The sequence below is a fragment of the Streptomyces albofaciens JCM 4342 genome (assembly GCF_008634025.1).
Lineage (GTDB): Bacteria > Actinomycetota > Actinomycetes > Streptomycetales > Streptomycetaceae > Streptomyces > Streptomyces albofaciens.
This window is the reverse complement of record NZ_PDCM01000001.1, coordinates 2,822,501-2,835,954: the sequence shown is the minus strand read 5'-3', so window position 1 is coordinate 2,835,954 and position 13,454 is coordinate 2,822,501. Positions and strand designations below refer to the sequence as shown.

The window sequence follows — 13,454 nt, the reverse complement described above, 5'->3', positions numbered from 1 at the left end:
CCCGGCCGAGCTCCCCGCCCCCACCGCAGTCACCGAGTCACGGTTCCGGGAGGTTCCTCCGCATGACCACGACCGCCGCACCCGCCACCACCCCGTTCCGCTTCTTCGACGTGCACGTCGTGCGCGCCCGCCGGCTCGGGCCCTCCATGGTCCGGATCACCTTCGGCGGCGAACGGCTCGGCGAGCTGGTCTCCGGCGGCCGTGACCAGCGGTTCAAACTGTTCCTCCCGCAGGCCCACCAGACCGAGCCGGTCTTCGCCGACCAGAGCGAGAACTGGTACCCGGCCTGGCGCGCCCAGGACCCCGCCGAGCGGCCGCTGATGCGCTCGTACACGATCCGCGAGCAGCGCCACGAATCCGCCGAGATCGACGTGGACTTCGCGCTGCACGGCGCGGACGCCCCGGGCGGCGCGGCCGGCGGCCCGGCCTCGCGCTGGGCGGCGGCCGCCCGGCCCGGCGACCGCGTCTCGGTCCTCGGGCCGGCCGTCGAGGACAACGGCGGTGTCGACTTCCGCCCGCCGCCCGGCACCGACTGGATCCTGCTGACCGGCGACGAGACGGCGCTGCCCGCGGTGGCCGGGATCCTGGCCTGGCTCTCCCCCGGCACCCAGGCCAAGGTCTTCCTGTCCGTCGCCCACGCGGCCGACCGCCAGGCCCTGCCCACGTTCGCGGACGCCGACATCACCTGGCTCGCGGCCGACGAGCGGCCCGCGGACGGATCGGACGCCCTCCTCGAAGCGGTCCGCGCCGCCGAACTGCCCGAGGGCACCCCGTACGCCTGGATCGCGGGCGAGGCGGGCAACGTGAAGGCGCTGCGCCGCCACCTCGTACGGGAGCGTGGCTTCGACCGCCGGGCCGTGAAGTTCACCGGCTACTGGCGGCGTGGCGCCAGCGAGGAGGACCTGCTCGCGGAGTACGTGGCGGGCACGGCGGCCGCCACCGACGAGGACTGAACCGGTCCGGGACCGGCCCCGGTCTCCCCCATACCGTGCGTGTACGACGGTCCGTACCCGCACCCGGGGAAGGGCCCCGCTCGTCACCGAGCGGGGCCCTTCCCGTCTTCTCGGAAGCTCTGCCTACATCCCGAGCCGCGCCAGCGCCTTGCCCGCGTCCGCGCCGCAGCTGCCCTCGCCCGCCGCAGTCCAGGCGGCCGCGCACAGCGCCCGCAGACCGTCCAGCGCGGCGCCCTCCCCGTCCAGCTCCAGTACGCCGTCACGTACGGACGCCGTCCAGCCGCCGCACCGGAAGCCGCCGTCCACGTCCCCGGAAACCTCCGGCTGCGGGGCGAGGACACCGCGCAGGTCCGCGTCCACGTACGTCGGACGGTGCTGCGGCGGCGCGGCCAGCAGCTCGGCGGCGGTCGTCACGCCGGTCAGCACCAGCAGCGAGTCCACGCCGCCGTTGTAGGCACCCTCGATGTCCGTGTCCAGCCGGTCGCCCACCACCAGCGGCCGCCGCGCACCGGTGCGCAGCACCGTCTCCCGGTGCATCGGCGTCTCCGGCTTGCCCGCCACCTGGGGCCTGCCGCCACCGGTGGCGGTCCGTACGACCTCCACCAGCGCCCCGTTCCCCGGCGCGATCCCGCGCTCCTTGGGGATGGTCAGGTCGGTGTTGGAGGCGAACCAGGGCACACCGCGCTGGACGGCGTAGGCGGCCTCCGCCAGCCGTTCCCAGTTCAGCTTCGGGTCGAATCCCTGCACCACGGCCGCTGGGCCGTCGTCCGCGGACTCCACCGGCTCCAGGCCGCGCTCGCGCAGCGCCACCCGCAGCCCCTCGCCGCCGATCGCCAGTACCCGCGCGCCCTCCGGAACCTGTGCGGCGATCAGCCGGGCGACCGCCTGCGCCGAGGTGATCACGTCGGTCGGCGCGGTCGGCAGCCCGAACCCGGTGAGCTGATCGGCGACCGCGTCCGGCGTCCGGGACGCGTTGTTGGTCACATACGCCAGATGCATCCCGGCGTCGCGGGCCGTGGTGAGCGACGCGACGGCGTGCTCGATCGGCAAGCCGCCGGCGTACACGACTCCGTCCAGGTCCAGCAGCGCCGTGTCGTACGCCTCGCGCAGTGCCCGGTCGCACCGTCCGGGCCGCTCGCGCAGCACCCGCTCGCTCATGCCGTTTCGCTCCCTATTCACACAGGTACAGAAGTGGTATCAGCGGTACGCGAAGCGGAAGCCCGCGTACCGATATATCCAGCAGGACAAGGGTTTCCCCCCGATCATCCCGCACTCGGAAAGGCGGCATAGCATTCCCCAATGACCACCGACGGCCTTCGCCTCCACCCTTTCCGCGGACTGCGCTACGCCACGGACCGCGTCAGCAGCCTCACGGCCGTCACCTCGCCGCCGTACGACGTCGTCGTGCGGCCGGACGGCGTGCGCCACCTGGAAACCGCCGACCCCTACAACATCGTGCGGCTCATCCTCCCGCAGGCACCCGACCCCGCCACCCGGCACCTCCAGGCCGCCGAGACGCTGCGCCGCTGGCGCGCCCAGGGCGTCCTGGCCACGGACGACCGGCCCGCGCTCTACGTGTACGAGCAGAGCAAGGGCGGCCTCCTCCAGCGCGGGCTGATCGGCGCGCTCGAACTGGGCGGACCGGTCCTGCCGCACGAGGACGTGATCCCCGAGGTCGTCGAGGACCGCGCCGCCCTGATGCGCGAGGCCGCCGCCAACTTCGAGCCACTGCTGCTCTCCTACGTCGGCCAGGGCACCGGCAACGGCGCCACCGGCGTCATCGAACGTACCGTCCTGACCACCCCGCTGCTCGCCACCACCACCGAGGACGGCTTCTCCCACCGGCTGTGGGCGGTGACCGACCCCGGTGAGCTGGCCGCCGTCAACGAGGACCTGGCCCTGCGGCACGCCCTGATCGCCGACGGGCACCACCGCTGGGCCACCTATCAGCGGCTGCACGAGGAGCACCCCGGCAACGGCGCGGCCAGCCCCTGGGCCAGCGGTCTGGTGCTCCTCGTGGACTCCGCCCGCCACCCGCTCCAGGTACGGGCCATCCACCGCGTCCTGCCGAACCTGCCGCTGGACGACGCGCTGGCCGGGCTGGGCGGCGCGTTCCGCGCCCGGCCGGTGGAAGGCCCGCTCGATTCGGCGCTGGCGGAACTGGAGCGGACGCCCGGCAGTGCCTTCCTGCTGGCCTCGGGTCCGGAGCGGTTCTGCCTGCTGGACCGGCCCGACGCGGACCTGCTCGACCGTACGATCCGCCGCGACCGTCCCGAGGCGTGGCGCGAGCTGGACGCCACCGTGCTGCACTCGGTCCTGCTGGACGAGGTGTGGCGGGTGCGCGACCACCCGTCCGAGATCAGCTATCTGCACCGTGCCGGGGACGCCGTCGAGCAGGCGGCGAAGCACGGCGGCACGGCCGTCCTGCTGCGCCCGGTCCTGGAGCAAACGGTGCGTCAACTCGCGCTGAAGGGCGTGACGATGCCGCGCAAGTCGACGTCGTTCGGCCCCAAGCCGGCCACCGGTCTGGTGCTGCGCGTCCTGGACGAAGAGGCCTGATTTCCGGCCTTACGGCCACTGATGCCCGATGACGGCCCGGCGCGTGTGTCCCGCGCCGGCGCCTCGGCACCCCCTGCCCAGCCGCCACACAAGTTAGGTTAGGCTTACCTCACATCACGTAAGCGGATGGAGCCGTTCCCCCTGCGCCGACGGGTCTCCTGCCCAGGCGCGGGCGTTCCATGCGCATCCCCCCACGTGAGCAAGTCCGCATCAGGGAGGACACGTTCATGAGCCCCCTCGCGCGCTCCGCCGAGGACCCGTCACCCGCCGCAGAAACCGGGACCCAGGACAGCCGGTCCCAGCTGCTCAACAACGGCACCGCCGAGCGCTACCGCCGCTCCGTCGCCGACGGCGTCGACCGCATAGCCGACAAAATATCCCGTACCGAACGCCCCTTCACCGGCGTCACCGTCGACGGCCTGACCCCCACCGTGGCCGGTATCGACCTCGAACAGCCGCTGCACGACCCCGCCGCCGCGCTGGACGAGCTCGAAGAGGTCTACCTCCGCGACGCCGTCTACTTCCACCACCCGCGCTACCTCGCCCACCTCAACTGCCCGGTCGTCATCCCGGCCCTGGTCGGCGAGGCGGTGCTGTCCGCGGTCAACTCCTCGCTGGACACCTGGGACCAGAGCGCCGGCGGCACCCTCATCGAGCGCCGCCTGATCGACTGGACCGCCCGCCGCATCGGCCTCGGCGAGCGCGCCGACGGCATCTTCACCAGCGGCGGCACGCAGTCCAACCTCCAGGCCATGCTGCTGGCCCGCGACGAGGCGTGCCGCACGGCCCTCGCCCGCGAGAACGACCCGGGCGAGAGCATTCCGGGTGCGGCGCCCCAGGACGCCACGGCTCCGGTACGCCGTACCGACATCCTGCCCCGCCTGCGGATCCTCGCCTCCCAGGTCGGCCACTTCAGCATCGAGAAGGCGGCCACCCTGCTCGGCCTCGGCGCGGAAGCCGTGATCGCGGTGCCCTGCGACGCGGACAAGCGGATGCGGACCGACGCGCTCGCCGACGAGCTGGCGCGCTGCGCGGACGAGGGCCTGATCCCGATGGCGGTCGTCGCCACCGCGGGCACCACCGACTTCGGCAGCATCGACCCGCTGCCCGAGATCGCCGACCTGTGCACGCAGTACGGCACCTGGCTGCACGTGGACGCCGCGTACGGCTGCGGCCTGCTGGTCTCCCGCCGCCGCGCCCTCCTGGACGGCATCGAGCGCGCCGACTCGGTGACGGTGGACTACCACAAGTCCTTCTTCCAGCCGGTCAGCTCCAGCGCCGTGCTCGTCCGCGACCACGCCACCCTGCGGCACGTCACGTACCACGCGGACTACCTCAACCCGGCGCGGATGGCCGAGCGGCGCATCCCCAACCAGGTCGACAAATCGATCCAGACCACCCGCCGCTTCGACGCGCTCAAACTGTGGCTGACGCTGCGCACCATGGGTGCCGACGCCATCGGCGAGCTCTTCGACGAGGTCGTGGACCGCGCCGCCGACGCCTGGAAGCTCCTGAACGACGACCCGCGCTTCGAGGTCGTGGTCGAGCCGCAGCTGAGCACCCTGGTCTTCCGCTACCTGCCGTACGCCGACGACCGGGACCCGGTGCTGAGCGACGAGGTCAACCTGCACGCCAGGGAAGCGCTGTTCGCCTCCGGCGACGCCATCGTCGCGGGCACCGTCGTGGACGGCCGCCACTACCTGAAATTCACCCTGCTCAACCCCGAGACCACGCTGGCCGACATCGCCACGGTCCTCGACCTGATCGCCGAGCACGCCGGCGCGTACCTCGCCGCACGCCCCGAACCGGCCCTCAGCGCCGCGAGCTGACCGTCCCCGCCGACCGGCCCCGCGGCCCCGCCCCGACGGGCCGACCGTCCCTCGGCCGACCGACACCCGCAAACGGAGACCCCACGTGTCCGCCCCTCACGATTTCCTGGCCATCGGCCTCGGGCCCTTCAACCTCGGCCTCGCCTGTCTGACCGAGCCGATCGCCGAGTTGGACGGCCTGTTCCTGGACGACAAGCCGTCCTTCGACTGGCACCCCGGCATGATGCTGGAGACCAGCACCCTCCAGGTGCCGTTCATGGCCGACCTGGTCACCCTCGCCGATCCCACCTCGCCCTTCTCCTTCCTGAACTACCTGAAGGAATCGGGCCGGATGTACTCCTTCTACATCCGCGAGAGCTTCTACCCGCTGCGCGCCGAGTACAACGACTACTGCCGCTGGGCCGCCGCCAAGCTCGACACCCTCCGCTTCGGCCACCGGGTCACCACCGTCGAGTACGACGAGGCCGAGCAGGTCTACGTCGTCCACGCCGACCACCTGCCCACCGGCGAGAAGAAGACCTACCGCGCCCGCAAGCTCGTCCTCGGCACCGGCACCCCGCCGCACATCCCCGAGGCCTGCCAGGGCCTGGGCGGCGACTTCCTGCACAACGCCGACTACCTGGAGAACAAGGCCGCCCTCCAGGCCAAGGACTCCATCACCATCGTCGGCAGCGGCCAGAGCGCGGCGGAGATCTACCACGACCTCCTCCAGGACATCGACAGCCATGGCTACCACCTGACCTGGGCCACCCGCTCCCCCCGGTTCTTCCCCCTCGAATACACCAAGCTCACCCTGGAGATGACCTCTCCGGAGTACGTGGACTACTTCCACGCGCTGCCCGCCGCCACCCGCGACCGGCTCAACGCCTCGCACAAGAACCTCTACAAGGGCATCGACTCCGAGCTGATCAACGAGATCTTCGACCTGCTCTACCAGAAGAACCTGCACGGCCCCTGCCCGACCCGGCTGCTGACCAACACCGCCCTCCACGGCGCCGGTTACGACGCTGCCTCCGGCACGTACACCCTCCAGCTGCGCCAGGAGGAACAGGGCCAGGACTTCACGCTCGCCACGCAGGGCCTGGTGCTGGCCACCGGATACCGCTACGCCACACCGGAGTTCCTCGCTCCGCTCACCGGCCGCATCGCCTGGGACGACGCCGGCCGCTACGCGGTGAACCGCAACTACAGCATCGACACCGCCGGCCGCGAGATCTTCGTCCAGAACGCCGAACTGCACACCCACGGCTTCGTCACCCCGGACCTGGGCATGGCCGCGTACCGCAACTCCTGCATCATCCGCGAGCTGCTCGGCCGCGAGTACTACCCGGTCGAGAAGTCCATCGCCTTCCAGGAGTTCGCCGCCCCGGCCGGACCGCACCACCCCGTGGAGGTCTCCCCCGTATGACCGCGACCGTCTTCACCCGCACCCACGCCTCGCTCGGCGAGTTCGCGCTGCGCCCGGTCGACCCGGCCGGCGACGCGGAGCTGCTGCACGGCTGGGTCACCCACCCCAAGGCCGTCTACTGGATGATGCAGGACGCGGACCTCGCGGCCGTGGAGAAGGAGTTCGCGCGCATCGACGCCGACCCGTACCACGACGCCTTCATCGGCCTGCACAACGGCGAACCGGCCTTCCTGATGGAGCGCTACGACCCGGCGCACCGCGAGGTCACCGAGGTCCACGAGGCGGCGCCCGGCGACGTCGGCATGCACTTCCTGACCGCGCCGACCGACGCCCCGGTGCACGGCTTCACCCTCGCCGTGATCACCACCGTGATGGACATGCTGTTCGCCGAGCCGGGCAACCAGCGCGTCGTCGTCGAGCCGGCCGTCGGCAACACGGCGGTGCACGCCCTCAACAAGGCCGTCGGCTTCGAGATCGTCCGTACCGTCACGCTGCCCAAGGGCGAGGCGTACCTGAGCACCTGCACCCGCGGCCAGTTCCTGGCCGCCCGAGGAGAAAACCCATGCTGAACCCCACCGCGGACACCTCCGGCGCCGCGGCGCGCGACGCCGTCCGCCACCTCACCCCCGAGCTGTGGGCGCGCGCCAACCGCCTCCTGGTGCGCAAGGCCCTCGCCGAGTTCGCGCACGAGCGCCTGCTGACGCCACAGCGCCTGCCCGAGGACGGCCACTACGTCGTACGCAGCGACGACGACCGCGTGGAGTACCGTTTCACCGCCCGCCGGCTGAGCCTGGACCACTGGCACATCGACGCCGACGCCATCACCCGCCACCGCGACGGCGCCGAGGTCCCCCTCGACGCGCTGGACTTCTTCATCGAACTGCGCCGCACGCTCGCGCTCAGCGACGACATCCTCCCGGTGTACCTGGAGGAGATCAGCTCCACCCTCTCCGGTACGGCGTACAAACTGGCCGCCGGGCCCGCGGCCGCCGCCGAACTGGCGAAGGCCGACTTCCAGACCATCGAGACCGGCATGTCCGAGGGCCACCCCTGCTTCGTCGCCAACAACGGCCGCCTCGGCTTCGGCGTACACGAATACCACTCCTACGCCCCCGAGGCCGCGAACCCCGTGCGCCTGATCTGGCTGGCCGCGCGCCGCGACCGCGCCACGTTCACCGCGGGCGAGGGCCTGGACTACGACCGGCTGATCGAGGCGGAGCTGGGCGGCCCGACCCTGGACCGGTTCGCCACCACCCTGCGCGACCTCGGCCTGGACCTGGCCGACTACCGTCTCATCCCCGTCCACCCGTGGCAGTGGTGGAACAAGCTCTCCGTCACCTTCGCCGCCGAGGTCGCCCAGCAGCACCTGGTCTGCCTGGGCCCCGGCGACGACGCCTACCTGGCGCAGCAGTCGATCCGTACCTTCTTCAACACCAGCGACCCGACGAAGCACTACGTCAAAACGGCGCTGTCGGTCCTCAACATGGGCTTCATGCGCGGTCTGTCCGCCGCCTACATGGAGGCCACCCCGGCCATCAACGACTGGCTGGCGGGCCTGATCGAACGCGACGAGACCTTCCGGGCCGCCCGCTTCTCGATCATCCGCGAGCGCGCCGCCATCGGCTACCACCACCGCCAGTACGAGGCCGCCACCGCCAAGGGCTCCCCGTACCTGAAGATGCTCGCCGCCCTGTGGCGCGAAAGCCCGGTGCCCACCCTGGAGCCGGGCCAGCGGGTGGCCACGATGGCGTCGCTGCTGCACACCGACCCCGAGGGCGGTTCGCTGGCGGCGGCCCTCATCGAGGAGTCCGGCCTCGAACCGGCGGACTGGCTGCGCCGCTACGTCGACGCCTACCTCACGCCCGTCCTGCACGCGTTCTACGCCTACGACCTGGTCTTCATGCCCCACGGCGAGAACGTCATCCTGGTCATCGAGGACGGCACCGTACAGCGCGCGATCTTCAAGGACATCGCCGAGGAGATCGCGGTGATGGACCCGGACGCGGTGCTGCCGCCGGCCGTCGAGCGCATCCGCGCCGACGTCCCCGAGGACAAGAAGCTCCTCTCCCTCTTCACGGACGTCTTCGACTGCTTCTTCCGCTTCCTCAACGGCATCCTGGTCACGAACGGGGTACTGGACGAGGACACCTTCTGGCGCACCGTCGCCGACTGCGTGCACGCGTACCAGGAAGCCAACCCGCAGCTCGCGGACAAGTTCCGGCAGTACGACATGTTCGCCGACGAGTTCGCGCTCTCCTGCCTGAACCGTCTCCAGCTGCGGAACAACAAGGAGATGGTGGACCTCCAGGACCCGGCGGGCGCCCTCCAGCTGATCGGCACGCTGGAGAACCCGATCGCGCGGTACGCGGGAGGCGGGGAGGCGTGACCTGCTGAGCATGAACGAGTGAAGGGCGGGACCCCGGTGGGGTCCCGCCCTTCAGCTATATGTATGTGGCGTCAGCCCTGTTCAGATTTCTCGCGTCAGCTCTGTTCGGGGCGGTCGTCGCGCGGGGTGCCTTCGTTCGGGGTGCCTTCGTTCGGGGTGCCTTCGCGCGGCGCGTCGGCGGGGGCGACGGGTTCGGCCGGAGCTTCGGCGGGGGCGGCCGGCGCGTCGGCGGGAGCGGCAGGTGCGGCCGGCGCGTCGAGTACGGTCTCGTCCTTACGCTCGCCGCCCTCGTTCACCTCCGTGTCCTCACCCAGATCCTCATCCGCGTCCTCGTCCTCGCCCGCGCCTTCCAGTACGTCCGTGAACTCCACGCCGTCCAGCTCGGCGAGCCGGTCCGAGGCGTTCGTGGTGCCGCCCTGGTCGGCCTCCAGCGCCTTGGCGAACCACTCGCGCGCCTCGTCCTCGCGGCCGACCTCCAGCAGCGCGTCGGCGTACGCGTAGCGCAGCCGGGCCGTCCACGGCTGTACGGAGTTCGACGCCAGCTCGGGGCTCTGCAAGGTCACCACGGCCGCGTCCGTCTGGCCCATGTCCCGGCGGGCACCGGCCGCGACCAGCCGCATCTCGACCTGGCCAGCGCGGTCCAGCTTCTGCACCTCGGGCTCACCGGCCATGGCCAGGGCCTTCTCGGGCCGGCCGAGACCGCGCTCGCAGTCGGCCATCACGGGCCACAGCTCCACGCTGCCGGTCATCCGCCGCGCCGCACGGAACTCGGCCAGCGCCTCGCCGTACTTCCCGACGGCGTACGCGGCGAAGCCGGCCGCCTCGCGTACGGAGGGGACGCGCGACGCCAGCCGCAGCGCCACCCGCGAGTAGCCGTACGCCTGCTCCGGGTCCTCGTCCAGCAGCTTCGCCACCATGACCAGGTTCCGGGCGACATCGTCGGCGAGCGTCTTCGGCAGGCTCAGCAGCTCCTGCCGCACGTCCTTGTCGATCTCCTCACCGGTGACGTCCTCCGGGATCGGCAGCCGCTTGATCGGCTCCCGGTCACGGCGGTCGTCCCGCCGGTCGTCGCGCCGGAAGCCGCCGCGGTCTCCGCGGTCACCGCGGTCGTCACGGCCGCGACCGGCACCGTACGGACGGCGTCCGCCACGGTCGTCGTCACGGCGGAAGCCACCACGGGCGTCGTCGCGACGGGGGCCGCGGTCGTCCCGGCGGAAGCCGCCGCGGTCGTCGCGACGGTCATCGCGGCGCGGGCCACGGTCGTCGCGCCGGTAGCCGCCGCGGTCGTCGTCGCGGCGGGGGCCACGGTCGCCCTCGCGGCGCGGAGCGCGCTCGTCGCGCGGGAAACCACCGCGGTCGTCGTCGCGGCGCGGGCCGCGCGGACGGTCGTCACGGCGGTCATCGCGACGGTCATCCCGACGGAAGCCACCACGGTCGTCACGGCGCGGGCCACGGTCGTCGTCACGGCGGAAGCCGCCCCGGTCATCGCGGCGGTCGTCACGGCGGGGAGCGCGGTCGTCGCGACGGAACCCGCCCCGGTCGTCATCGCGACGGAAGCCACCGCGGTCGTTGTCACGCCGGAAACCGCCGCGGTCGTCGTCGCGACGGGGGCCACGGTCGTCCCGGCGGAAGCCGCCGCGGTCGTCGCGACGGTCATCGCGGCGCGGGCCACGGTCGTCATCACGGCGGAAGCTGCCTCGGTCGTCGTCGCGGCGCGGGCCGCGCGGACGGTCGTCACGGCGGTCGTCCCGACGGAAACCGCCCCGGTCGTCGTCCCGGCGGAAGCCGCCGCGGTCGCGGTCGTCACGGCGGAAACCACCGCGGTCGTCGTCGCGGCGCGGGCCACGGGGTGCGCGGTCGTCACGCGAGAAACCGGGGCGGTCGTCACGGCGGAAACCACCACGGTCGCCCTCGCGGCGCGGAGCACGCTCGTCACGGGGGAAGCCGCCCCGGTCATCGCGGCGGTCGTCACGGCGGGGTGCGCGGTCGTCGCGGCGGAAGCCGCCGCGGTCGTCGCGACGGTCATCGCGGCGCGGGCCACGGTCATCATCCCGGCGGAAGCCACCACGGTCGCGGTCGTCGCGGCGCTCGTCGCGGCGCTCGTCACGGCGCCCGCCACCGTATCCACCACCGAAGGGCCGGCCGCCACGGTCGTCCCGGCGCGGACCACGGTCGTCACGTCGAAAGCCGCCTCGGTCACCGCCGTCGCGCCGCTGAGGCCTGCGCTCCGAGCGATCGTCGGAAGAGTTGGGGGACATCGACGTGACTCCTGTCTTCGGTACTGCAAACATTCTCGCGCACCGACCACTTCGGCGCGCTTCGGCAAAACAAAAAGGACCCTTGGTCCCAGCGTGAACGCTGGGACCAAGGGTCCTCCAAAGATTGTTCGGCGGCGTCCTACTCTCCCACAGGGTCCCCCCTGCAGTACCATCGGCGCTGAAAGGCTTAGCTTCCGGGTTCGAAATGTAACCGGGCGTTTCCCTAACGCTATGGCCACCGAAACCCTATCGGGTTCGAGCGAACAAGCACACTTTTCAATTAATGAAATAAATCAGTGGAACTTGGTTCACCGACGCTGCGACTGTTCGCAACCCGGGAACCACACAGTGGACGCGAGCAACTGAGGACAAGCCCTCGGCCTATTAGTACCAGTCAACTCCAACCGTTACCGGTCTTCCATATCTGGCCTATCAACCCAGTCGTCTACTGGGAGCCTTACCCCATCAAGTGGGAGGGAGCCCTCATCTCGAAGCAGGCTTCCCGCTTAGATGCTTTCAGCGGTTATCCTTTCCGAACGTAGCCAACCAGCCATGCCCTTGGCAGAACAACTGGCACACCAGAGGTTCGTCCGTCCCGGTCCTCTCGTACTAGGGACAGCCCTTCTCAAGACTCCTACGCGCACAGCGGATAGGGACCGAACTGTCTCACGACGTTCTAAACCCAGCTCGCGTACCGCTTTAATGGGCGAACAGCCCAACCCTTGGGACCGACTCCAGCCCCAGGATGCGACGAGCCGACATCGAGGTGCCAAACCATCCCGTCGATATGGACTCTTGGGGAAGATCAGCCTGTTATCCCCGGGGTACCTTTTATCCGTTGAGCGACGGCGCTTCCACAAGCCACCGCCGGATCACTAGTCCCTACTTTCGTACCTGCTCGACCCGTCAGTCTCACAGTCAAGCTCCCTTGTGCACTTACACTCAACACCTGATTGCCAACCAGGCTGAGGGAACCTTTGGGCGCCTCCGTTACCCTTTAGGAGGCAACCGCCCCAGTTAAACTACCCACCAGACACTGTCCCTGATCCGGATCACGGACCCAGGTTAGACATCCAGCACGACCAGAGTGGTATTTCAACAACGACTCCACAACCACTGGCGTGGCCGCTTCACAGTCTCCCACCTATCCTACACAAGCCGAACCAAACACCAATATCAAGCTATAGTAAAGGTCCCGGGGTCTTTCCGTCCTGCTGCGCGAAACGAGCATCTTTACTCGTAGTGCAATTTCACCGGGCCTATGGTTGAGACAGTCGAGAAGTCGTTACGCCATTCGTGCAGGTCGGAACTTACCCGACAAGGAATTTCGCTACCTTAGGATGGTTATAGTTACCACCGCCGTTTACTGGCGCTTAAGTTCTCAGCTTCGCCCCACCGAAATGGAGCTAACCGGTCCCCTTAACGTTCCAGCACCGGGCAGGCGTCAGTCCGTATACATCGCCTTACGGCTTCGCACGGACCTGTGTTTTTAGTAAACAGTCGCTTCTCGCTGGTCTCTGCGGCCACCACCAGCTCACACCGCAAGGGTGATCACCAGCAATGGCCCCCCTTCTCCCGAAGTTACGGGGGCATTTTGCCGAGTTCCTTAACCATAGTTCACCCGAACGCCTCGGTATTCTCTACCTGACCACCTGAGTCGGTTTAGGGTACGGGCCGCCATGAAACTCGCTAGAGGCTTTTCTCGACAGCATAGGATCATCCACTTCACCACAATCGGCTCGGCATCAGGTCTCACCCTCAAGTGCCATCCGGATTTGCCTGGATGACGGGCTACACCCTTACCCCGGGACAACCACCGCCCGGGCTGGACTACCTTCCTGCGTCACCCCATCACTCACCTACTACCACCTTGGGTCAGCGGCTCCACCACTCCCCTTTGTCCGAAGACTCCAGGGCGGCTTCACGGCCTTAGCATTAATGGATTCGATGTTTGGCGCTTCAAAGCGGGTACCGGAATATCAACCGGTTGTCCATCGACTACGCCTGTCGGCCTCGCCTTAGGTCCCGACTTACCCTGGGCAGATCAGCTTGACCCAGGAA

At 69.8% G+C, this 13,454-nt stretch carries 9 protein-coding genes and 2 rRNA genes (1 of these 11 cut by a window edge); 6 read left to right on the top strand and 5 right to left on the bottom strand.

Going from position 1 to position 13,454, the window contains the following annotated elements; genetic code table 11:
- Positions 1–62: 62 nt before the first annotated feature.
- Positions 63–953, top strand: a complete 891-nt coding sequence (locus CP973_RS12730) for a siderophore-interacting protein (RefSeq protein WP_150240272.1) — start codon at positions 63–65, stop codon at positions 951–953.
- Between the two features lie 123 nt (positions 954–1,076).
- Here CP973_RS12730 and CP973_RS12725 read toward each other — a convergent pair whose 3' ends face one another.
- Positions 1,077–2,111, bottom strand: coding sequence for an HAD-IIA family hydrolase (locus CP973_RS12725; protein ID WP_150240270.1), 1,035 nt, complete (start codon positions 2,109–2,111; stop codon positions 1,077–1,079).
- Between the two features lie 141 nt (positions 2,112–2,252).
- On the opposite strand from CP973_RS12725, the gene CP973_RS12720 reads away from it, so the two are divergent.
- The 5 genes from CP973_RS12720 (at position 2,253) to CP973_RS12700 (ending at position 9,135) form a co-directional block, all read left to right on the top strand.
- A complete protein-coding gene (locus CP973_RS12720) occupies positions 2,253–3,512 on the top strand; it encodes a DUF1015 family protein (RefSeq protein WP_150240268.1) in 1,260 nt (419 codons plus the stop codon).
- Between the two features lie 227 nt (positions 3,513–3,739).
- Positions 3,740–5,341 (top strand): pyridoxal phosphate-dependent decarboxylase family protein, encoded by a 1,602-nt coding sequence (locus CP973_RS12715; protein ID WP_244409428.1) that lies wholly within the window; start codon positions 3,740–3,742, stop codon positions 5,339–5,341.
- A gap of 85 nt (positions 5,342–5,426) precedes the next feature.
- Complete coding sequence (locus CP973_RS12710; protein WP_150240266.1) at positions 5,427–6,749, top strand: lysine N(6)-hydroxylase/L-ornithine N(5)-oxygenase family protein; 1,323 nt, start codon at positions 5,427–5,429, stop codon at positions 6,747–6,749.
- Positions 6,746–7,318, top strand: a complete 573-nt coding sequence (locus tag CP973_RS12705; RefSeq protein ID WP_150240265.1) for a GNAT family N-acetyltransferase — start codon at positions 6,746–6,748, stop codon at positions 7,316–7,318. Before CP973_RS12710 ends, CP973_RS12705 begins: the two co-directional genes overlap by 4 nt.
- Positions 7,312–9,135, top strand: a complete 1,824-nt coding sequence (locus CP973_RS12700) for an IucA/IucC family protein (protein ID WP_150240263.1) — start codon at positions 7,312–7,314, stop codon at positions 9,133–9,135. Before CP973_RS12705 ends, CP973_RS12700 begins: the two co-directional genes overlap by 7 nt.
- Positions 9,136–9,230: 95 nt before the next feature.
- Here the strand turns inward: CP973_RS12700 and CP973_RS12695 are convergent, their stop codons facing one another.
- From CP973_RS12695 to CP973_RS12680, 4 genes are all read right to left on the bottom strand, one after another.
- Entirely contained in the window at positions 9,231–10,115 is an 885-nt protein-coding gene (locus CP973_RS12695; RefSeq protein WP_244409427.1) for a tetratricopeptide repeat protein, read from the bottom strand.
- Positions 10,097–11,335, bottom strand: a complete 1,239-nt coding sequence (locus tag CP973_RS39975) for a hypothetical protein (protein WP_167538321.1) — start codon at positions 11,333–11,335, stop codon at positions 10,097–10,099. The genes CP973_RS12695 and CP973_RS39975 overlap by 19 nt, the downstream gene beginning before the upstream one ends.
- A 184-nt stretch (positions 11,336–11,519) precedes the next feature.
- Positions 11,520–11,636, bottom strand: a 5S ribosomal RNA gene (gene rrf / locus CP973_RS12685).
- Between the two features lie 121 nt (positions 11,637–11,757).
- Positions 11,758–13,454, bottom strand: a 23S ribosomal RNA gene (locus CP973_RS12680) (it continues 1,425 nt past the right edge of the window).

Coding starts and splice junctions, on each gene's coding strand:
- CP973_RS12705 (WP_150240265.1), top strand. CDS start 6,746: ATGACCGCGACCGTCTTCACCCGCACCCACGCCTCGCTCGGCGAGTTC.
- CP973_RS12725 (WP_150240270.1), bottom strand. CDS start 2,111: ATGAGCGAGCGGGTGCTGCGCGAGCGGCCCGGACGGTGCGACCGGGCA.
- CP973_RS12720 (WP_150240268.1), top strand. CDS start 2,253: ATGACCACCGACGGCCTTCGCCTCCACCCTTTCCGCGGACTGCGCTAC.
- CP973_RS12730 (WP_150240272.1), top strand. CDS start 63: ATGACCACGACCGCCGCACCCGCCACCACCCCGTTCCGCTTCTTCGAC.
- CP973_RS12715 (WP_244409428.1), top strand. CDS start 3,740: ATGAGCCCCCTCGCGCGCTCCGCCGAGGACCCGTCACCCGCCGCAGAA.
- CP973_RS12700 (WP_150240263.1), top strand. CDS start 7,312: ATGCTGAACCCCACCGCGGACACCTCCGGCGCCGCGGCGCGCGACGCC.